Source organism: Actinomyces viscosus (assembly GCF_900637975.1).
In the GTDB taxonomy this organism is placed as follows: domain Bacteria; phylum Actinomycetota; class Actinomycetes; order Actinomycetales; family Actinomycetaceae; genus Actinomyces; species Actinomyces viscosus.
In genome coordinates, this window is the sequence record NZ_LR134477.1 from 2,748,161 (window position 1) to 2,767,724 (window position 19,564).

Below are 19,564 nucleotides of genomic sequence, written 5' to 3' on the forward strand. Positions count from 1 at the left end.
CGGGATTCCGTTCTCGTCGTCGAGAAAAGGTGTGGCGTCATCGTCTCCGGTGACGGCTTCCAGGGTATTCCTCCTGGTCACAGAAAGGAAGCGATGAGGGCGGACGACGGCGGGAAGTCGGTCCGGGAAGCCCGGTATCCATCCTATTTATCCCACCTATTGGAGATTGCTTCCGTCGGTTACCCGCCGGCTACCCGTTGGTACCTCGCACGAGGTCGTTCAGGGCCCGGCGCGGACTGGGCCTCACGGTGCGCTCGGGGAAGCCGACGCGGAAGGCGAGCAGGCTCTGGGGCGCTGGGACGTCGGTGATGGTGGCCCACCGCTGCGAGAACCGGTCCTGTAGGCCCTGTGCGGTGTCGCGAGCGATCCGCTCGGAGACCTGGTTCATGTGGTGCAGCCCGAGCCCGGCGGCCGTCGCGGCCAGGTGGACGTGCTGGAGCAGGCGGCCGCCGTCGAGACGGTTGCGGGGCTCGGAGACGTCGTCGACACAGACGATCCCGTAGGCGCGGGCGGTGGCGGTGTGGACCTCGCGGGTGCTCTTGACCCAGAAGGAGTCGGAGGACTCGCGCGACTGGGCGGGCAGGATCTTGGCCGCCGCCAGCATGGCGTCGCTCAGGCCCTGACAGTCCAGGGTCAGCCCGTCGCGGTGGGCGTCGATCTGCGAGCGGTCGTTGCGCATCCAGGCGAAGGAGTCCGCCGACATCTCGGCGTCGTTGGCGATCGCCTGGGTGGCCTCCACGTACAGGTCGCCCAGGGCCGCCACGGCGGAGGGCTCGGTTACCCAGACGATCCGGGCGCCCTGTGGTGCGGCCCCGGTCAGCGAGTCGAGCATGGTCCGCTCCGGCATGCGGGCGGTGAAGGGGCCGCGGTACGTATGGCGCCGCGGGATCGCCGCGGCCAGCTCCTGCTCCCAGGAGGCCGGTGGATCGGCGTCGGTGATGCTGACGCGAGCGACGTGGTCGGACTGCTCGGAGCCGCCGTCGGGCCAGGACTCGACCTGTGCCTGTTTGCCCTGGGCGCGGGCGGCGACCTCGATGGAGTAGAGGGCGCAGCCGAAACCGGCGGTGCGCTCGCGGCCGTCCGGATCGCACAGCGGCGTGAGGCGGCCGGGATCGGCGTGCAGGTCGATGCGGCCGGTGGAAGCGTCGGGGCTGTCGGCCGCATCGACGGTGAAGAGCCAGGGCTGGATGTTGTGCGGGTTGGCCGCCAACGTGGCGGCCGCGACGATCCCCCGCAGCCCGGGGCTGGCCGGGGTCCACTGCCGCCAGAGCTCATAGGGCGCTCCGCGGCCGGCGCTCCAGACGCCGTTGGTGGCCCCGCGTACGGCGATTCCGGTCGCCCCGGTGGCCAGGGCCGCGCCGCCGATGCCGGCGGCCTTGAGCGCTGTGCGCCGGGAGAGGCGACGACCTTTGCGCGGCTGGCGGTCGGAGTGCGCGGGGGCCGCGTCGGAGGCGTCGAGCCGGGTGCTCTCGGTGCCGGGGGCGGCCTGGTCGGCCGGGCTGGTCGGCGGGGTCATGCGTGGTCTCCGTCGTCGGCGTTGGCGGGCAGGTGCAGGGTGCGGCGTCCGGCGTCGGTCAGGTGCGGCTCGATGATGGCGCGGCCGTAGCGCTGGGAGTCGACCCGGGCGTCGTCGACGGCCTCGGCGAAGGGCTGGGCGGTCTCGGAGACGAGCCAGAGCATGCTGATGAGGTCGCGAATGGTGGTCGGTGCGGTCGGCGGTTGCAGGAGTCCGGCGTCGATGATGCGCTCGACGACGCCGACGAGCTCGTCGCGGCGAGTGGTGTAGCTGCGGCGGTAGGCCTCGGCCAGGGCCGGGTCGGTGTGGAGCAGGGGGAAGAGGTCGCGCAGGAAGAAGGCGTAGGCCGGATCCGGCTGCTGCGTCTGGGTGATGCGGTCCCAGAGCGTGCGCAGGGCGCCAGCCGGCTCGCTCACCTGCTCGGCGGGGATGCGCATGCGCTCGGACCAGTCGTCGAACAGGGCGCGGACGATCTCCGCCTTGGAGCGGAACCAGTAGTACAGGTTCCCCGGGCTGATCCCGGCCTGAGCGGCGATCTGGTTGGTGGTGACCGGGTCGATGCCGTGCTGGGCGAACAGGTGGCGGGCCGCGTCCAGGATCGCGGTGCGGCGTCGGGCCGTGCGTTGGGGCGCTCGCGGGGACCTCGGGGGGTCGGGAGCTGTGGAAGGTCGAGGGGCGTCGTCAGTCATGGCGCCACTGTAGACCTTGTTAGAGTAAAAACTCTAACAAGGGTCGAGGAGTGTCCTGCTGGTGTCCATGGGGGCGGGTGCCTGCCGTTCCCATAAGGATCGCGACGTGCCACAATGAGAGGGAGCCACCTGGCTGCAACCGGATGGCTCCCGAAGGGACTCAGGCCCGGAGGAGCTCGAACAAGCTGATCAGGACCCCGGCAACGGATGCGAGAGCGCTAACTACTTCGCACCATGTCGGGGTTCTGTGCCGTCCGGATCGCTTCGGTACTGCGTGACGTAGCCGGTAACGACGTGCGTGCACAGTCCTTCACCTCCTCTCGGTCGATCGACACCCTGCCGAACAAGCAGGAAGGTGTCAGGGGTGATCCACCGTGGAAGGCGTCTTTACTATGGCACGCCCCGGCGACACGAAGCGGCCGGCTTCGATGCCATGACGGCGCATCTTCTGATGTCTTGCTCTAAGACCTATGGATGGCGGCCCGTGATGTGGACAGTGCCGGACTCGGGTTGCCATAATGAGAGGGAGCCACCCGGCTGCCACCGGATGGCTCCCGAAGGGGCATCAGCCCTTGAGGAGCTGAATCAAGCTGACAAGAGCTCCGACGGCGGCTGCGAGGGCGCTAACCATCTCGCACCACGTCGGGGCTCTGTGCTGTCCAGCGTCCTTCGGTGCTGTGTGCCGAGGGCGGTACCTTCTGCACATTCCCTTCACCTCCTCTCGGTGGGTCGACACCCTGCTGAATCAAGCAGGTGTCAGGGGTGACCCGCCGTGGAAGGCGTCTTTACTATGGCACGCCCCGGCGACACGTATCCGTATCCGGGGCAGACCTGGCTCCGGGCTTAGCGGGTGGGTGCAGGCGGCTACCCTGGCGTCGTGTCCGTGCTCCAGCCCGTCCTCGACGTCCTCGCGCAGGCGCCGATCCTCACCGTCTTCCTCGTCATCGGTCTGGGGACCGCCGTCGGGCAGATCCCGCTCGGGCCGATCCGCTTCGGGGCGGCCGGGGCGCTCTTCGTAGGACTGGCGGTCGGGGCCCTCGACCCCCGCCTGGGCGCGAACCTCACCCTGCTGCGCAGCCTGGGCCTTGCGCTGTTCTGCTACACCGTGGGCCTGGCCGCCGGCAACACCTTCTTCCGCGACCTGCGCCGACAGCTGCCGCTCATGGCCCTGTGCGTTCTCGCCCTGGTCCTGGCCGGCGGGGCCGGCGGCCTCTTCTCCCGCCTGACCGGCGTGAGCCCGGCCATGGACTCCGGCGCCTACGCCGGCGCCCTGACCTCACCGGTGCTCGACGCCGCCATCGAGGCCGCCGGGACCCAGGAGCCCGCCGTCGGCTACGCCCTGGCCTACCCGGTGGGCGTCGCCGTCGCCATCCTCATCGTCGCCGGGGTCGTGGGTCGGTCCTGGCCCGGGCGGCGCGACCCGAGACCCGCCAGCGCCGACGGCATCACCGCCACCAGCGTCTACCTGCTCCAGCGCGTGGCCCTCGGCGAGATGGAGGCCTTCAAGGAGGGACGCATCCGCATCTCCTACCTCGAGCGCGACGGGCACACCCGGGTCGTGGCCCCCGGCGAGGAGCTGCTGCCCGGGGACAAGGTCGTCATCGTCGGGGCACCGGCCGCCGTCGAGGCCGCCGTGCACGACCTGGGCACCGGGCTCAACAAGTGCCTGGCCAAGGACCGCAGCGTCGTCGACTTCCGGCGCCTGACCGTCTCCTCCACGCGCGTGGCCGGACGCACCATCGCCGAGGTCGATATGCCTGGGCGCTTCCAGGGCGTCATCACCCGCGTCAAGCGCGGTGACCTGGACCTGCTGGCCCGCGAGGACCTCGTCCTGGAGCTCGGCGACCGGGTGCTGGCGGTCGTGCCCAGCGACGAGCTGGAGAAGGCGGCGGACTGGTTCGGCGACTCCGAGCGCTCCATCGCCCAGATCGACGCCTTCTCCGTGGGCGTCGGCATGGCGCTGGGCGTGCTGGTGGGGCTGGTCGCGATCCCGCTGCCCGGCGGCATCACCCTGCGGCTCGGGGTGGCGGCCGGGCCGCTCGTCGTCGGCATGGTCCTGGGGTGGGTGGGCCGCACCGGCCCCTTCCTGTGGGGGCTGCCGCACGCCGCCAACGCCACCATCCGCCAGCTGGGGCTGCTGTTCTTCCTGGCCGCGATCGGGCTGGCCTCCGGGCCCGACTTCGCGGCCTCGGCCTTCTCGACGACGGGCCTCAAGGTCGGGCTGCTCGCCGCGCTCATCGTGGCGGTCAACGCGATCGTCCTGCTGGCCGGGGCGCGCTGGGCCGGGGTGTCCGCGCAGCGCGCCGCCGGGGGCCTGGCCGGGCTCGTCGGCCAGCCCGCGATCCTCGCCTTCGCCCTGTCCCGGCGCGACGACGAGCGCATCGAGGCCGGCTACGCCACCCTGTTCGCCCTGGCCATCGTCGTCAAGATCGTCATGGTCCAGGTGCTCGTGGCCCTCTAGCCCCACGACGCAGCCGGGACAGCCGGGTTCAGGCGGCGGCGTCGCGCTCGGCGAAGACCTCGCGGGCCACGAAGGTGGCGTTGAGCGCTCGCGGGAAGCCGGCGTAGACCGAGGCGTGCAGGATCGCCTCGATGACCTCCTCACGGGTCAGGCCCACGTTGAGGGCGGCCCCGATGTGGATCCGCAGCTGCGGCTCGCAGCCGCCCAGGGCCGTGAGCACGCCGATGGTGACGAGCTGGCGGCTGCGCGGGTCCAGGCCGGGGCGGGCGTAGACGTCCCCGAAGCCGAAGGCCGCGATGTGGTGGCCGAGCGCCGGACTGATGTCGGCCAGGGAGTCGATGACGGCCTGGGCCGCCTCGCCGTCGACCGAGCGGGCGACCTCCAGGCCGCGCTCGCGCCGGGCCAGGTTCTCGGGGCTGTCGACGTCGTACTGGGGGTGGACGGGCGCAGTGGTCATGATGAGTTCTCCTCGCTGTTGTCGGTGTTGATGATGGTGGTGACGGTGATGGGCGGTGGGTGCCGGAGGTGGTGCGGGGCCCGCCGCCGGAGCCCGTCGACGAGGCTCGCGCCGGGGCGGGTGTCGGAGCCCTGCCGAGTCACGGGCCCTGGCGGGTGCCGGGTGCGGCGGCGTCGGCGTCCTTCGCGGCGGCCTGCTCCTCCAGCTGCCGGGTGTAGCCGGCGATCTTGTAGTCGGTGGCCTCCAGCGCGAGCCGCAGCTCGTCGATCCGATCCTGTAGGGCCTCGCGGTGCTCGGTGAGCATGGCCAGGCGCTCGGGCACCGTGTCCCGGCCGGCCTCGACCATGCCGACATAGCGCCGCAGGTCGTGGATCGTCATGCCCGAGGCCCGCATCCGGGTGAGGAAGACCAGGCGGCGCACGGCCGCGGCGTCGTAGCGACGGTGCCCGGAGGCGGCGCGCCCCACCCGCACGAGCCCGATCCGCTCGTAGTAGCGCAGCGTGTGGGCGCTGACGCCCAGGCGCTCGGCGGTGGTCGCGATGTCCCATCCGGCCGCATCGGGCCAGGGCCCCGGTCCGACGTCGTCGCTGGGTGGGACGGAGGCGAGCCGGAGCGCCTCGCGGAGCCGGGCGCCGTCGGGCTCGCCGCCCGGAGGACTCGTGGTGGTCATGACGCAGACGGTAGGGCTTCGAGCGCGCTCGAAGACAAGGGCAGGCGGATCGCCGGCCCGGGTGGCGGCGCGGGGCTAGCCTGGCCGCATGCTTCTCGCCTTCTCCGTGTCCCCGACCACCACCGACGCGCCCGACGGCTCGGTCTCCGAGGCGGTGGCCCGAGCCGTGCGCGTGGTGCGCGACTCCGGCCTGCCCTATGAGACGACGTCCATGTTCACCACGATCGAGGGTGAGTGGGACGAGTGCATGGACGTGGTCAAGCGGGCCTGCGAGGCGGTCGCCGAGGTGAGCCCGCGCGTGGCGCTCGTGCTCAAGGCCGACATCCGTCCCGGCTGGACCGGCCAGATGACCGCGAAGGTCGAGCGCGTCGAGGCCCGCCTGCGCCAGGCGGACTGAGCCGACCGAGTGGCGCCAGGGGGTGCCTGCGGCTCCGGTGATGTCCTGCTGAGACGCAGTTTCTCGTCCGTGGAGTCGGCGCCTGCCAGGGCATGCTCAAGGACGTGCAGAGAATCGAGGAGGGACGTCTCCCGCTGGTGGCTTGGTGGGAGACGCCCCGTGCCCGTGACGGTTCTGCAGACTTCACACCGCCAGGTCCTCCAACCACTGCTTGACCGGGCGCGGAGCCAGGCCCAGGCGCTCCTGAGCACTGTTGCCCTCGGCTATGGTGTTGCCGTCCTGGGCATTGAGGGCCCGGTATAGGTCGACGACCGGCTCCGCGGCCGGACCGAAGAGCGGCGTGATGAGGTCGCCGAAGGCCTCGGGCGTGATGGCCTCGAAGCTGATCTCACGGCCCAGGTGGGTGGAGAAGGCGACGGCGAGATCCGGTCCCGTCAGGCCCGGCCGGTGGCCGACGGCGACCGTACCGGTGATGGAGGCATCCGTGAGCAGGCGGGCGACGACGTCGGCCACGTCCAGGTGCGAGCTCCACGAGACGGGGTACGAGGCGGGAAGCGGGTAGCGCAGGACGCCCTCCTCCCGTGCGGGAGTCAGGACCACCGGCAGCAGAAGGTTCTCCAGGTACAGGCGCGGGGCGACGACGGCCGTGGGGACGCTGCTGGATACGCCGTCGATGAGCGTCATGATGGGGCTGTCCGCGGCCGCCTGCAAGGGTGAGTCCGATTGGTCGACGATCTGCCCGCTGGTGGAGATGACGACGCGACCGGGGCGGGCTCGATCGACTGCCTCGATGACGGCCCGGGCCTGGGCTGCGGCCGCCTCGGGTGCGCCCATGGGCAGGTGGACGAAGACGCCGTCCGTGCGCTCATAGACGGAGGCGAGGGAGTCCGCCGAGGCCAGGTCGACCGCTATGGCGGGAACGCCGTCGGCGACGGCGTCGGGGTTGCGGACGGCCGCGACGACGGTGTGTCCGGCGGTTGTGAGAGAGGCCAGGACGGGTGAGCCTTGGGCGCCTGTGGCGCCATGAACGATGTAAGCCATGACGCCATTAGTGCATACAGCGCATCAGTTACGTCAACTGCACTATTGGGCTAGATTTCGATGCTATGAGTGAGGTCGATCTTCCTGAGTGCGGGGTGGCGAGGTTCCTGCTGCTGTTCGACGGGCCGTGGGCGACGCTTATCGTGCGTGAGCTCATGCATGGACCGCAGCGCTTCGGAGAGCTGCGCGCGGCGCTCCCGGGCATCAGTGCACACACGCTGACCAGTCGGCTGCGCATGTTCGAGTCCCGCGGCATCGTGACTCGCAACGCCTATCCCGAGGTCCCGCCCCGCGTGGTCTACGAGCTCACCGAGCTGGGCAGGAGCTTGCGGCCGGTGCTCGACGCGATGAACGAGTGGGGCGTCACCTGCCCGACGTCGGCCTTCGTTCCGCGGGAGGGCGAGATGCGGTGACGCGCAGGGTGGTCAGGTCAGCAGGTCCTCCCACCAGGCCCTGAAGGAGGGGCAGCGCGCCAGGACGGCACCGAGCCCCGCCTCGGCGATGAGGAGAGGACCGGTGACGGTCTTCATGTAACGGGGGTCGGCCGCTTCCAGGCGCTTGGACGGGGCGGTGCCGGGACCGCTATTGACCTGTTCGGGTCCACCGGCTCGGGTGATGGCTTGGCGCAGTTCCACAAGTCCCCGCTCGGGAAGCAGCCCATCGCCTTGCCCGGCGTCGATGGCTGCGAGAACAAGAGCCTCGATCTCATGGAGGACGACGAGCGGACGGAACCGCGGGTCGGGGTACTCGCCTCGAAGGGCGCTGATAAGCGCCGACTGCCGACCGGGGCCGGAGTCGCCGGTGTGATTCGCTGGGCCGGTGTTTCTGCCGGGAGCGCCCCGGGGATACTGGTAGTAGTCGAGCAGCAGGCCGACGCGGTACCAGTGAGATGCCTTGGGCAGGGCGAGGAGCTTCGCGTCGTAGTGCTTCCAGTGCCCGCCGCCTCGGTGCGCGCCGGTAGGGGTGGATGAGGTGGTGACGACGACCGGGGTCAGACAGATGCCGCGCGACGAGGCGGCGTCGCGCAGCACATTTTTGACGACTACCTCCTCCGTCTGTCCCTCAACGAGGACGGCCACCTGTTTCATGGGTCGATGTCTTCGCGAGCAGGACGGCCTCCGAGAAGATTCATCTCCCACAGTGAGCCGGTGGAGTAGTCCTCCAGGAAGCCCTCCAGGGCCTCACGGTCGGGGCGGGTGGCCTGCGTGGAGCCGTCGACCCGGTCCAGGACGACGATCTCCTCCAGGCCGAAGTGCGACAGCAGCGGCACTGACTGGGTGGCCAGGATGACCTTGTGCCCGTTCCGCCCCGCGACGCGGGCCATCTCCGCGAGGAGCCCGATGGCCGACGGGTGGAGCCCGAGCTCTGGCTCATCCAGAACCACGGTGGCGGGCAGGTCCGGTCCCAGGAGGAGCGTGGCCAGGCAGATGAAGCGCAGCGTTCCATCACTGGCCTCGCGGGCGAGGAAGGTGCGGTCAAGTCCTCGTTGCTTCCAGCGCAACCGGATCCGCTCCGATGGATCGGGCCTGAGCACGAAGTCGTCGAAAAAGGGGGCTGCGCGTTGAACGGCGGAGACGATCTGCCGGTAGTTCTCGGGATACTCCTGACGAACCCTGAGAAGGTAGGCGGCGATATTCTCGGCGTCCGACCGCAGAGCCAGGTCATCTCCGACCGTCGACCACCCCTTGACCGGAGCATTGTCGGATACGTCGTCGAAGTGGAAGACACGGCAGCCCTCGAGGATGGGGCGCACGTACCTGGCGAAATTCCTGAGTTTTCCTGGATTCTGGGACTCTACAATGCGACGTACCCGGCTTTGAGCTCCGAAACCAAGATCTTCGTCGTAAGGGCGCTGCCACTGGCGTCCTGCCTGAAAAAGCAGTTGTTCATGAAGCTCCGCCTGTCCGGAGTCGCTTATCTCGTCTGGCGTGAGCGCCACCTGATAGCCGTTTCGTTTGTCCTCGGCGTTGAACTCGGACAAAAGTGTGATGAGAATGCGCTCGGCTGTTCCCTCATCGTCTTGGAAGAAAAGGTTGCTCACGCCTCCGCGCCGACGCAGGTACTCCTGGAAGGAGTCGTCCCAAATCCGCGAGACCAACTCAAGTGCGCTGACCAGATTTGACTTGCCGGAGCCGTTGGCGCCGATGAGCACGGTGACATCCGTGGTCAGGTCCAGCTCGACGTGACGAATCGACCTGAATCCCTCTACGGTAAGGCGGCCCAGTACGGCAGTCATACGCCGAGCCTAACCAACAAGGGCTGTGTGCGCTAACGGCCCGTCTCAAAGGGGAGGCGCCGGTGGCTCCGGCGCTGAGAGCTGATCTCGGGAGCTGCGGTGACCTGAGCCGACCTGAGCTGGACCTAGATGGGGTGCCCTGACCCGCGAATGGGGCGAGTCGAGATGGTTGGCGCGCGAGGCGTCTCGAAGGGGGGCTTAGGCCAGGAGCGCCAGGACGACCGCGGCGCTGCGGGCGGCGGCCTCCTCGGCGGCGATGTGGAAGTCCTGGCCCGCCTCGGGACCGCACAGGTCGGACACGCCGCGCACCGAGAGGAAGGGGACGCCGGCGCTTGCGGCCACCTGCGCCAGTGCCGTCGACTCCATGTCCGTGCTCAGTGCGGTGGGGAAGACCTCGCGGGTGTCGGCCACGTTCGCGGCCGTGACGAAGGAGTTGCCGGCCAGCATCTGGCCCACGCGCAGCCGGGCCGTTCCCGACGACTCCGTGGCGCCGCGCAGAGCCGCCTGGCCCACCTGCTCCAGGCGCGCCAGAAGGCCCGGATCCCCGGTGAAGGTCTCCGGCTGGCCCGGGGTCTGCCCGCGGACGTAGCCGAAGGCCGTGGCATCGGCGTCGGTGTAGGCCAGGTTCGCCGAGGTGCACACGTCCCCGACCTCGACCTCCCGGCCGAGTCCGCCGGTGGTTCCCGCTGAGACGATGGCGCTGGGGCGGACCTGGGCCAGGACCGCCGCCAGAGCGCTCGCGGCCGCCACCAGGCCGATCCCGCTGCGCACCAGGATGAGCTCGCGATCATTGCCGGGCAGATGGAGGGACCAGGCCTGCGCGGGGCCGAGCAGCGTCGGTGGCGTGGCCCCGGCGCGCTCGGGCAGGGCGTCCAGGAAGGGCTGGGCCTCCTCGGCCATGGCGCAGGAGATGATGACGGCAGCACTGGTGCGACTCACGCGCCGAGCCTACAGAGCGCGCCCAGGGCCTGAAAGTGTCCGTATGGGACGACTTTGACGGCCGCTTCGGGCAAGTATCAGGAAGTAACAAAGGGTTGACCTGCGCTGATGCGAACGGAGTGTCGGAGCCTCTGATTCAAAGTCGTCCCATACGGACAGATTTGCCGCTGGTTGCATGTTGATCGTGGCTATCGAGGGAATCTTGCCGGGGAGGTGGGCGTGGGTCCCTGAGGTGGGGTGAGTGCTGGAGCGCGCCCTGGAGGTAGTGGGGCATGAGACTGTCGTCGTGGGGACAGCGAGGCACGCGCCGGCCGTTCGCATTGGCTCTCATCGGCGGGGACATTCTGCACGGCCAGGTGCACACGGACCTCCACCGGGGACATGTCACGCGTACGGGGACAGAAATCCTGCACCCGTACGCGTGACATGTCCCCGCCCAGGCAGAACGCCTGCCCGCGTGGGGTGTCCTCGCCCGCGTGGAGTGACTCCGCCGGGTGTCCCTGCCGGCATGGCTGGAGAAGTCGTCACTTCGCTCGGAGTGGCTGACTGGGGGTGGTACCCAGACGTGCGGCGACTGGGGCGACGATCTCCACCGTGCTGTGCTGGAGGACCTGCCGGCTGGTGAGGTGCAGGGGGACATGCCCTGCAGCGATGGCTGCCTGGTCGCGCAGGTGGTCTCGCTCCCAGTCGAGGTGGGAGGAGTGGAAGGCGTAGCCGTCCGTCTCGATGAGAAGCGCTGAGCCGGCGCCTGCCCGCAGGGCCTGGGTGCCAGGCGTGAGGCCGGGAACGAGGTCCTGGGGATGAGAGGTGAGGACAAGATCCACCTCCCCGACACTGGGAACGAAGACGGCCGTTGCTGGCTGGTACCCGGCCTCTTGCAGCTCGTAGCGGGCGATTGTCTCCAGAAGAGACCTGGCCTCAGCGTGTGAGCGGGCCACAAGCATGCGGGAGTGGCGGTTTCGCGGCCCTTGCAGGAGGTCCTCGAGCTGAGGGCGGGTGGTGAGGTGAAGGCGGAGGGCCGCATCGACTGCGATGAGGGCGTCGAGGTCATCGGCGCACCGCAGGTAGCAGATGAGCGCCTGTTCCACGCTCGCCACCGGCGCCGCCTCGGGTGCTGGAAGGATGAGGCCGCTCATCCGATGGATGACGACGTGGCCGATTCCGTCCGGCACGTGGCCCTGGTTGCAGGGCGTGGCGATGTGCAGGGCTGTGGTCCCTGATTGCAGCGGCAGACCGTAGTACGCCATCGCGTGGGCGCAGGTGATGACGCCCTTGACCCGGCGGCAGAGAATGAATCGGGGATCGGCATCCTTCAACGCGATGACCTGGTTCGGGTGGAGGCTGATGAGCCCGTCCCTCGCGGCTTGGATGGCACGTCGGCGCTCGGTCCGTGTGTCGCACAGGGTGCTCAGGCGAGCAGCTCCCTGGTGGAGGGCAAGAGCTGCCAGCAGACCGTCAACCTCAACCGACTTATACATATACAAATGATCTCAAACATCATCAAATACTGTTGGGTTGAGGCTCGGTCTGTGGAGTGTCGTGCGTCCACTTTGTCCGTATGGGACGACTTTGACGGCCGCTGCGGGCAGGTATCAGGAAGTAACAAAGGGTTGACCTGCGCTGATGCGAACGGAGCGTCGGAGCCTCGATTCAAAGTCGTCCCATACGGACAGATTCGCTGGCGGCAGCGTTGCTGGCCGTGCGTGTTGACTCTGTTGACGGTCCTGGTGGTCTGCGTGCGGGGCCGGGCTGATGCTGGGCTCGACGGCCCGGCTCTCCCTCTTCGGGTGCCGCCTGTGCTCTGTGGTGCGCTTGCTCTGTGGTGCGCTGTGCCCGGGTGTCGTACGGCTTAGGCGTCGGCGGAGGCGATCGGGGTGCTGAGGCCGGTGATGACGGCCTCAATGAGCTCGCGCAGGTGGGTCGCGGTGCCCTCGTCCGCGATGGAGTCCATGAACAGAAGGCTAACGAGCTCGGCCAGGGTGGCCGTGGGTACGGTGGGCCGCCTGCCCATGCGGGCGAGTACCTCCTCGACGGTGGTGGCGAGCCGGACCGTGAACTCCGTGCGGCTCACGTCGGGAATCCTCGGGCTTTCGGGGTGGCGAAGCCGGTAGAGCGAGTACTCGGTGGTCAGGAGATAGATCATGCGAGCCTCGGGCTGGATGGTGGTGAGCAGAGCCATGAGCGCGTCGATCGTCGGCTCGCCCTCGGTCGCCTCGATGGCCTCGGTGATCGTCCCCAGCAGGGTGTTGGCCCGCAGCACGATGGCCTCGGTGAGCACCTCCTCCAGGGACGAGTAGTTGGAGTAGAAGGCCCCCCGCGTGAAGCCTGCGCCCTTGACGACGTCGTCGATGCGCGTCCCGGCGATGCCCTTGGAGGCGACGATGTCCGCTGCCGCCTCAACGAGGCGTGCGCGGGTGTTCTCGCGCTTGCGCAGGCTGCGGTCGGAGGCGGAGGAGCTGGAGGAGGGTGTGGTGCGAGGGCTCATGAGGCGTCAACCCTATCGGTAGAGGTGCTGGTGTCATGGTGTGCGGCGTCACAGAATGACGACTTTCAGTACATAACTGTATCGAGTACATTCTCGTATCGAAAGTTGTCACTCGTTGAAAGGACCTTCTCGTGTCCACCTTCCTGTACGCCGTGGGGCGCCGATGCTCCAGGCATGCCGTCTCCGTCCTGGCCATCTGGCTGCTCCTCATGGCGGCGCTCGGTGGAGTCGTCGCCACGACGGGCGTTCACCTCGTCAACACCTTCACGATCTCCGGCACCGAGTCCATGAGAGGCATGGAGGTCCTCTCCGAACGCCTGCCTCAGGCGGCGGGCACCAATGAGCAGGTCCTCTTCACCGCCTCCGACGGGCACATTGAGAATCACGCCGACGCCGTCAACGCCTTCGCGCTGGAGGCCAGCCAGATCGACGGCGTCGCCATGGTCTCCCCGCCGTTCGGCGACCAGGCCACGGGCACCGCACCCGCGGTCTCCGACGACGGGAAGCACGTCCTGGTGCAGGTCCAGACCGATAAGTCGGTCGGCTCGATCATCGACGGCACGACGCCCAAGGCCAAGGACGTCGCCAAGGACATCGACGCCCTCGCCGAGCGCACCCAGGCCGCCGACCCCTCCTTGACCATCCAGCGCAGCGGCGACATCGGTCAGGAGGTCGGCATCGGCCTGTCCGCCGTCGAGCTCGTCGGCGTCCTCGTCGCCGCAGTCGTTCTGCTCATCACCTTCGGTTCCGTGGCGGCCGCGGGCGCGCCCCTCATCGCTGCCTTCATCGGGGTGGGAACCGGCATGCTCGGAATCCTCGTGACCGCCACCGTCACCGATATCAACTCCACCACCCCGGTCCTGGCGGTCATGATCGGCCTGGCCGTCGGCATCGACTACGCCCTGTTCATCATCTCCCGGGCCCGCGAGTACCTCGCCGAGGGCCTGACCCCCACCGAGGCGGCCGGGCGCGCCACCGCCACCGCCGGAAGCGCCGTCGTCTTCGCGGGCACGACCGTCATCGTCGCCCTGTGCGGCCTGAGTGTCGCCCGTATCGGATTCCTGACCACGATGGGCCTGGCCTCCGCGGCGGTCGTTGCCGTGTCCGTCCTCGTTGCCCTGACGGTCGTGCCGGCCCTCATCGGCCTCTTCGGTCAGCGCCTGGCACCCGGACGGCTTCGCAAGGCCCGTCTCCTCGCCGGCCGCAGTGGTGACCAGGGGCCGGCCGCACGCTGGGTTCGGGGCGTGACCCGCCGCCCCTGGCTGGCCATCAGCGCCGTCGTGGTTCTTCTGGGACTGTGCGCGATCCCCGCCGGCGGCCTGCGCCTGGCCCTGACCGACAACGGTTTCGCCGAGAAGGGCTCCCAGCAGCGCGAGACCTACGACGCCATCACGGCGGCCTACGGCGAGGGCTACAACTCGCCCATCATCCTCATCGCCGACATCTCCAAGGCGTCGGACCCGGTCGCTGCGGTCGCGGGGATCTCCCAGGACGTCTCCCGGCTCGACGGCGTCGACACGATCGCGATGGCCACGCCCAACGAGGACGGGACCCTCGCTTTCATCCAGATCCGCCCCGAGAAGTCGCAGACCGACCCGGCCACGATGGAGCTCGTGCGCGACATCCGCTCTCACGCCGACGACTACGAGAGCACCTACGGCGTCTCCGACGTCATGGTGACCGGCCAGTCTGCCGTCGCCATCGATGTCTCCGAGTCGCTCAACGACGCTCTGATCCCCTTCGGCACGGTCGTGGTGGGCCTGTCGCTCATCCTCCTCACGGTGGTCTTCCGCTCCATCGCGGTTCCGCTCACCGCCAGCCTGGGCTACCTGCTCTCCCTGGCCGCCGGAATGGGCGCCGTCGGGGCGGTCTTCGGCTGGGGCTGGGCAGCCGACCTGCTGGATGTCTCGAAGGTCGGTGTCGTCATCTCCTTCCTGCCCGTCATCGTCATGGGAGTCCTGTTCGGCCTGGCCATGGACTACGAGGTATTCCTCGTCTCACGTATGCGCGAGGAGTGGATCCGACGTCGTGCCACCACGCCCGAGGACCGCCGTGAGGCCGCACTCGCCTCCGTGAGAGCCGGCTTCATGGGCAGCGCGAAGGTCGTGGCCGCCGCGGCGATCATCATGATCGGCGTCTTCGCGGCCTTCATCTACACCGATAACGTCTACGCCAAGCCCATTGCTCTTGGGCTGGCCGTCGGGATCGCGGCCGACGCCTTCGCCGTACGCATGACCCTCATCCCGGCCGTCATGGCGGCGCTGGGGGACAAGGCCTGGTGGATTCCGGCGTGGCTGGACCGTCTGCTCCCGGTCGTCGACATCGAGGGTGAGGGACTGCAGCGGGCCCTGGAGAGCAGCGAGGACTGATCTTTTCTTTCTGGCCGGGGACATGTCGCGCGGACGGGGACAGAAATCCTGCACCCGTCCGCGTGACATGTCCCCGCCCGCACGGAACGGTCCCCGACGGAGTCGAATGTCCCCGGCCGCGCGAGGCGGCCAGTCGGCCAGGCGGTCAGTCGGTGCCCTCGTCGACGGCGTCGTTGCGGGAGGCGGTGGCCGCGGTGACGGCTGCGGCGGGGTTGATGGGCAGCGCCCGGCGCGACTGGTCGCGGCGCAGCAGGAAGTTCCCCAGCCGGATCGGCCAGGCCACGTGGTTGATCCGCGGCCAGCGCAGCATCACGTAGTCGACGGCGTCGTCCACCTCCAGGCGCCGGGTCGAGTTGCCGACCCGCACCCACAGCGCCGCCCCGTCGCGCCCTTTGGCCGGTTTGAGGTAGACCGGCAGCGGGGACGGGGGCGCAGTCACCCGGCACACCTCCGCGGTCCCGTCCGGCGTGGGCGCGAAGTCCACCTGCGGCAACGCCGCCGCGTTCGTCCCCATGCGCGTGCGCCACATGCCGCGCAGCCACAGCTCGAAGCGGTCGGCGTCGGGCTGCTTGAGGGTGGAGTAGTCGGGCCCCAGGCCGATGAGGGAGCCGGTGTCATCCACACCGAGCAGGAGCGTGCCGCCCGCGGAGTTCATGAAGGCCGCCACCGTCTTGGCCACGACCTCCTCCATCGCCTCATCGCGCTTGTCCGTGCGCAGGTTCCACCGGGCCGAGGACTTGAACTCCAGGCGGTCGGACTCGCCCATCTGGGCGACCTCCGCGATCGGCAGGAGCGTGCGATGGTGCTGCAGGCGCGCCAGGACCGCGGAGGTCACGATCAGCACAACGCCCGCCACTGTGCAGGAGGTCACCAGCATCTTGACCGAGAACAGGTCGCCCTCCTCGAAGAGCCAGCCCGACAGCAGCAGCCCCATCCACAGCCCGATGAGCGCGATGAGGGTGGCCGCCGCGTCCGAGACGGCGACCCGCCCGCGCAGCAGGAAGCGCGTCACCCTCCCCACCAGGTAGGACAGCAGGAGCAGCAGGGGCTGAGCGATGACCCACCAGATGAGGACGGGGTTGGCGGGATTGGTGATGGTGACGGTCTCGATGCTCTCCACGGACTTCAGGGCTCTCTACGGGTCGGTGCCTCGCGGCGTGGGCGGGGTGGCGGGCGGGTACGGGCGGATGCGCCTCAGGATACGGTCGGCGCCGGACCAGACCCGACGGCGGAGCCCGACGACCCGACGACGGAGCCGGCACCGGCCCCCGACTCTGCCGGGGCCGGGGTTGCCGGGTCGTTAGGGCCGTGTCGGATGCCGACCGAAGCCAGGCGGGGACATGTCACGCGTGCGGGGACGGGATTCCTGTCCCCGCACGCGTAGACCGCACCTGGCGGCGTCGAATGTCCCCGGCGGCCAGGAGGGCGGCCGACGTGGCCAGCCTGGTCAGGCCATGACCCGCGTCCACTCCTCGCGGGCGGCGAGGAAGTCGCGCACCGCCTCCTGGGCGGCGGCCAGCGAGTGGTTGGCCCCCCAGCCGCACTGGACCTCGTTGGCCGCCGGCACCTCCTGGGCCTCAAGGATGTCGCCGAAGGCGGCCTCCAGCAGCGGCAGGAACTCCTCGGTCTCCACCCCCAGCATCAGGGCGTAGAAGCCGGTCTGGCAGCCCATGGGGGAGAAGTCGATGAGCCGGTCGGTGTGATTGCGCATGAGCTCGGCGCTCAGGTGCTCGATGGAGTGCACGGCCGGCATCTCCAGGTGCTCGCGGTTGGGCTGGCAGAAGCGCACGTCGTACTTGACGAGCACGTCCCCGCCGGGCAGCTCCTTGCGGTCGGCCACGCGCACGTAGGGCGCGGCCACCTTGGTGTGGTCCAGGTTGAAGGACTCGACGTTCATCCTCGGCGTGCTCTGCTCACTCGTGTCGCTCATGGGTCCAGCCTACGGGGCGGGTTCGGGGCAGGATGGGGTCATGACTCCACTGGCGCGCATCGTCACGGGGGCCGACGCCGCCCCCACCCTGGTCCTTCTCCACGGAATCACCGGCTCCGCGGTCTCCCTGGCCGAGGCGATCGATCACTGGACGGGACGCGGCTACCGGGTGGTCGCCGTCGACGCCCGCGGGCACGGCCTGTCCCCGCGCTGGGAGCCGGCCCAGCTCGAGCGGGCCGGGGAGGTGCTCGTGGAGGACCTCATCGGCGTCCTGGAGGACCTCGCCACCGCCTCGCGCGGTCGGGCCGCCCTGGGGCTGGCGACGCCGCCCGCCCCGGTCGTCATCGGCCACTCGATGGGCGCGGCCACCGCCATGGTCGCCGCCGGACGCCGCCCCGACCTGGTCACCGGCGTCGTCCTGGAGGACCCGGCCCGCTTCGGCACCCGCAGCCCGCGCGAGCTCCTGGCCCGCGGCGCCGCCCGGGAGCGGGCCCGCGCCGCGGAGGTCGCCGACCTGCCGGCCGCCGTCGGCCGCGCGCTGGAGACCATGCCCGAGGTTGAGGCCCTCCCGGGTGTGTGGGCCTCCCAGCGCACCGACCCGGGCCTGCTGCTGTCCGGCGTCGTCACCCCCGAGGTCCCCTGGGACGAGGCGATGGCCGCGCTCGACGTCCCCGCGCTGCTCCTGACCGGAGACCGGCCCGGCAGCGCGCGCGTGGGCCGCGACGGCCTGGCCACCGCCGCCGGCAACCCGCGGATCACGCCGGTCCTCGTCCCCGACGCCGGCCACCAGGTGCGCCGCAGCGACCCGGAGGCCTTCTACCGCGCCGTCGACGCCTGGCTGGCCGAGGTCCTGCCGGTGGGCTGAGCGCCGGCAGGCCATAGGTCCTGCTACGAGAGCAGATGAGGCGTCGGCGTGTTCGTAGGGTAGGTCGCGCGGTCGTACCCTCTACCCCTCGAACGCGCGACCTAAGGTACGACCGCGACGGGGTACGTGGCCGGCCGCGGGAGAGACGGACAACTCCGCGGCGCGCAGGGGCCGCGCCGCCGCTCAGCCACGCGCCCGTGGGAGGATGCGGACATGGCAGCTGTGTCGGAAAAAGCTCGGAAGGCCTCCGTCCCCGTCCCCGGGGAGCGCACGCAGGGGGAGACCATCGCCTACCTCCTGGCGGCGCTGACGATCGGGTCGGTGGGCCTCTACCTCATCAAGGACCTCTTCGCCCCGGCCTTCTTCGCCCTCACCCTCGTGGTGACGGTCCGGCCGCTGGTGTCGTGGATGGTCCGCCGCCGGGTCCCGCGCGTGGTCGCGGCGACGGCGGCGATCCTGCTCATCTTCGCCTTCGTCATCCTGCTGTTCGCGGCCCTTGCCGTCGCGGTCGCCCAGCTCGTCGACACCCTCCCGCAGTACGCCCCCAAGTTCCAGGCGATCTGGCAGCAGGCCGAGGCGCAGCTCAACAGCATGGGCGTCGATCAGTCCACGGTGCTCAAGCAGGTCACCGACGTTCTGGACACCTCCCGGCTCGTCATGGTTGCCCAGACGATCCTGGGGCAGCTGACCTCGGCCGGCGCGATGCTCGGCGTCATGGCGATGGTGGTCGTCTTCCTCATGTTCGACACCGCCAAGATCGAGATCCGTACGGCCGCCCTGAACGTCCTCAAGCCGGGGATGGCCGCTGCCCTCGTCTCCTTCTGCGAGGCGGTGCGCTCCTACTGGATGGTCTCGACGGTCTTCGGTCTCATCGTGGCCGTCATCAACGTCCTGGCCCTGTGGTACCTGGACGTGCCGATGGCGATCACCTGGGGCGTGGTCTCCTTCATCACCAACTACATCCCGAACATCGGCTTCGTCCTGGGCGTGGTGCCGCCGGCCATCCTGGGGCTGGTGGACTCCGGGCCCTGGACGGCGCTGTGGGTGGTCCTGTCCTACGTGGCGGCCAACTTCGTCATTCAGTCCCTCATCCAGCCCAAGTTCACCGGTGACGCGGTGGGGCTCAACACGACGACGACGTTCCTGTGCCTGCTGTTCTGGTCCACCGTCATCGGGGCGCTGGGGACGATCCTGGCGGTGCCGCTGACCCTGTTCGTCAAGGCCCTCCTCATCGACTCCGACCCGCGCTCGCGCTGGGTGAGCATCTTCCTGTCCGCCGGTGACTCGCCCGTGCGCGACCCCGATGAGCTCGACGAGGACGTGCTTGACGAGCTCGACCTCGACGGCGACGGCGTCGGAACCGACGACCCCGACCACGGCCGCCCCGCCGTCGAGCAGGGAGCCAAGAAGCCGAGCGGCTCCAAGAAGGAGGCCGCGAAGACGGTCACGAGTGGCGACCGCTCAGTGCCGTCCGGCAGCCACCGACGCGATCGGGCGCAGAAGGACTGA

18 protein-coding genes are annotated in these 19,564 nt (G+C 69.6%); 6 read left to right on the forward strand and 12 right to left on the reverse strand.

Translation table 11 applies throughout. The features are described 5' to 3' along the window. Nucleotides 1–190: 190 nt before the first annotated feature. Together EL340_RS15550 and EL340_RS11700 are read right to left on the reverse strand one after the other, a co-directional pair. Nucleotides 191–1,516, reverse strand: coding sequence for an Acg family FMN-binding oxidoreductase (locus tag EL340_RS15550; RefSeq protein ID WP_126414699.1), 1,326 nt, complete (start codon nt 1,514–1,516; stop codon nt 191–193). Then, on the reverse strand, nt 1,513–2,205 hold the full coding sequence (locus EL340_RS11700; RefSeq protein ID WP_126414700.1) for a TetR/AcrR family transcriptional regulator: 693 nt from the start codon (nt 2,203–2,205) through the stop codon (nt 1,513–1,515). The genes EL340_RS15550 and EL340_RS11700 overlap by 4 nt, the downstream gene beginning before the upstream one ends. Before the next feature lie 877 nt (nt 2,206–3,082). Here EL340_RS11700 and EL340_RS11705 point away from each other — a divergent pair. Next, a complete protein-coding gene (locus EL340_RS11705; RefSeq protein ID WP_126414701.1) occupies nt 3,083–4,666 on the forward strand; it encodes an aspartate:alanine exchanger family transporter in 1,584 nt (527 codons plus the stop codon). A gap of 28 nt (nt 4,667–4,694) precedes the next feature. Here EL340_RS11705 and EL340_RS11710 read toward each other — a convergent pair whose 3' ends face one another. Together EL340_RS11710 and EL340_RS11715 are read right to left on the reverse strand one after the other, a co-directional pair. Further along, entirely contained in the window at nt 4,695–5,123 is a 429-nt protein-coding gene (locus EL340_RS11710; protein ID WP_126414702.1) for a carboxymuconolactone decarboxylase family protein, read from the reverse strand. A 139-nt stretch (nt 5,124–5,262) separates the two neighbouring features. After that, on the reverse strand, nt 5,263–5,793 hold the full coding sequence (locus tag EL340_RS11715) for a MerR family transcriptional regulator (RefSeq protein WP_126414703.1): 531 nt from the start codon (nt 5,791–5,793) through the stop codon (nt 5,263–5,265). Nucleotides 5,794–5,881: 88 nt separating this feature from the next. Between EL340_RS11715 and EL340_RS11720 the strand changes: the two genes are divergently transcribed. Beyond that, a complete protein-coding gene (locus EL340_RS11720; RefSeq protein WP_126414704.1) occupies nt 5,882–6,190 on the forward strand; it encodes a thiamine-binding protein in 309 nt (102 codons plus the stop codon). Between the two features lie 183 nt (nt 6,191–6,373). Here EL340_RS11720 and EL340_RS11725 read toward each other — a convergent pair whose 3' ends face one another. Beyond that, nucleotides 6,374–7,231 carry an NmrA family NAD(P)-binding protein gene (locus EL340_RS11725; RefSeq protein ID WP_126414705.1) on the reverse strand — a complete coding sequence of 286 codons (858 nt, stop codon included), beginning with the start codon at nt 7,229–7,231 and terminating at the stop codon, nt 6,374–6,376. 65 nt (nt 7,232–7,296) lie between these two features. Between EL340_RS11725 and EL340_RS11730 the strand changes: the two genes are divergently transcribed. Beyond that, a complete protein-coding gene (locus EL340_RS11730; RefSeq protein ID WP_126414706.1) occupies nt 7,297–7,644 on the forward strand; it encodes a winged helix-turn-helix transcriptional regulator in 348 nt (115 codons plus the stop codon). Nucleotides 7,645–7,656: 12 nt separating this feature from the next. On the opposite strand, the gene EL340_RS11735 is transcribed toward EL340_RS11730, so the two are convergent. The 5 genes from EL340_RS11735 to EL340_RS11755 form a co-directional block, all read right to left on the reverse strand. Continuing rightward, nucleotides 7,657–8,319, reverse strand: coding sequence for a DUF4276 family protein (locus EL340_RS11735; RefSeq protein WP_126414707.1), 663 nt, complete (start codon nt 8,317–8,319; stop codon nt 7,657–7,659). Then, nucleotides 8,316–9,467, reverse strand: coding sequence for an AAA family ATPase (locus EL340_RS11740; RefSeq protein ID WP_126414708.1), 1,152 nt, complete (start codon nt 9,465–9,467; stop codon nt 8,316–8,318). Before EL340_RS11740 ends, EL340_RS11735 begins: the two co-directional genes overlap by 4 nt. Before the next feature lie 198 nt (nt 9,468–9,665). Next, complete coding sequence (gene mtnN / locus EL340_RS11745) at nt 9,666–10,406, reverse strand: 5'-methylthioadenosine/S-adenosylhomocysteine nucleosidase (RefSeq protein WP_126414709.1); 741 nt, start codon at nt 10,404–10,406, stop codon at nt 9,666–9,668. Between the two features lie 524 nt (nt 10,407–10,930). Next, nucleotides 10,931–11,884 carry a hypothetical protein gene (locus tag EL340_RS11750; RefSeq protein ID WP_126414710.1) on the reverse strand — a complete coding sequence of 318 codons (954 nt, stop codon included), beginning with the start codon at nt 11,882–11,884 and terminating at the stop codon, nt 10,931–10,933. A 371-nt stretch (nt 11,885–12,255) separates the two neighbouring features. Continuing rightward, entirely contained in the window at nt 12,256–12,891 is a 636-nt protein-coding gene (locus tag EL340_RS11755) for a TetR/AcrR family transcriptional regulator (RefSeq protein WP_126414711.1), read from the reverse strand. Nucleotides 12,892–13,022: 131 nt separating this feature from the next. Between EL340_RS11755 and EL340_RS11760 the strand changes: the two genes are divergently transcribed. After that, on the forward strand, nt 13,023–15,260 hold the full coding sequence (locus EL340_RS11760) for an MMPL family transporter (protein WP_126414712.1): 2,238 nt from the start codon (nt 13,023–13,025) through the stop codon (nt 15,258–15,260). Between the two features lie 145 nt (nt 15,261–15,405). Here the strand turns inward: EL340_RS11760 and EL340_RS11765 are convergent, their stop codons facing one another. Both EL340_RS11765 and EL340_RS11770 read right to left on the reverse strand, forming a co-directional pair. Then, the gene (locus EL340_RS11765; RefSeq protein WP_126414713.1) at nt 15,406–16,380 is read right to left on the reverse strand and encodes an AlbA family DNA-binding domain-containing protein; all 975 of its coding nucleotides are present in this window, start codon (nt 16,378–16,380) and stop codon (nt 15,406–15,408) included. 327 nt (nt 16,381–16,707) lie between these two features. Continuing rightward, a complete protein-coding gene (locus EL340_RS11770) occupies nt 16,708–17,190 on the reverse strand; it encodes an S-ribosylhomocysteine lyase (RefSeq protein ID WP_126414714.1) in 483 nt (160 codons plus the stop codon). Between the two features lie 40 nt (nt 17,191–17,230). On the opposite strand from EL340_RS11770, the gene EL340_RS11775 reads away from it, so the two are divergent. Together EL340_RS11775 and EL340_RS11780 are read left to right on the forward strand one after the other, a co-directional pair. Beyond that, nucleotides 17,231–18,055: an alpha/beta fold hydrolase gene (locus EL340_RS11775; protein WP_126414715.1), complete on the forward strand. Its 825-nt coding sequence runs from the start codon at nt 17,231–17,233 to the stop codon at nt 18,053–18,055. 213 nt (nt 18,056–18,268) lie between these two features. Next, nucleotides 18,269–19,564 carry an AI-2E family transporter gene (locus tag EL340_RS11780; protein ID WP_126414716.1) on the forward strand — a complete coding sequence of 432 codons (1,296 nt, stop codon included), beginning with the start codon at nt 18,269–18,271 and terminating at the stop codon, nt 19,562–19,564.

Coding starts and splice junctions, on each gene's coding strand:
- EL340_RS15550 (WP_126414699.1), bottom strand. CDS start 1,516: ATGACCCCGCCGACCAGCCCGGCCGACCAGGCCGCCCCCGGCACCGAG.
- EL340_RS11710 (WP_126414702.1), bottom strand. CDS start 5,123: ATGACCACTGCGCCCGTCCACCCCCAGTACGACGTCGACAGCCCCGAG.
- EL340_RS11725 (WP_126414705.1), bottom strand. CDS start 7,231: ATGGCTTACATCGTTCATGGCGCCACAGGCGCCCAAGGCTCACCCGTC.
- EL340_RS11700 (WP_126414700.1), bottom strand. CDS start 2,205: ATGACTGACGACGCCCCTCGACCTTCCACAGCTCCCGACCCCCCGAGG.
- EL340_RS11780 (WP_126414716.1), top strand. CDS start 18,269: ATGGCAGCTGTGTCGGAAAAAGCTCGGAAGGCCTCCGTCCCCGTCCCC.
- EL340_RS11775 (WP_126414715.1), top strand. CDS start 17,231: ATGACTCCACTGGCGCGCATCGTCACGGGGGCCGACGCCGCCCCCACC.
- EL340_RS11740 (WP_126414708.1), bottom strand. CDS start 9,467: ATGACTGCCGTACTGGGCCGCCTTACCGTAGAGGGATTCAGGTCGATT.
- EL340_RS11720 (WP_126414704.1), top strand. CDS start 5,882: ATGCTTCTCGCCTTCTCCGTGTCCCCGACCACCACCGACGCGCCCGAC.
- EL340_RS11750 (WP_126414710.1), bottom strand. CDS start 11,884: ATGTATAAGTCGGTTGAGGTTGACGGTCTGCTGGCAGCTCTTGCCCTC.
- EL340_RS11770 (WP_126414714.1), bottom strand. CDS start 17,190: ATGAGCGACACGAGTGAGCAGAGCACGCCGAGGATGAACGTCGAGTCC.
- EL340_RS11755 (WP_126414711.1), bottom strand. CDS start 12,891: ATGAGCCCTCGCACCACACCCTCCTCCAGCTCCTCCGCCTCCGACCGC.
- EL340_RS11715 (WP_126414703.1), bottom strand. CDS start 5,793: ATGACCACCACGAGTCCTCCGGGCGGCGAGCCCGACGGCGCCCGGCTC.
- EL340_RS11730 (WP_126414706.1), top strand. CDS start 7,297: ATGAGTGAGGTCGATCTTCCTGAGTGCGGGGTGGCGAGGTTCCTGCTG.
- EL340_RS11735 (WP_126414707.1), bottom strand. CDS start 8,319: ATGAAACAGGTGGCCGTCCTCGTTGAGGGACAGACGGAGGAGGTAGTC.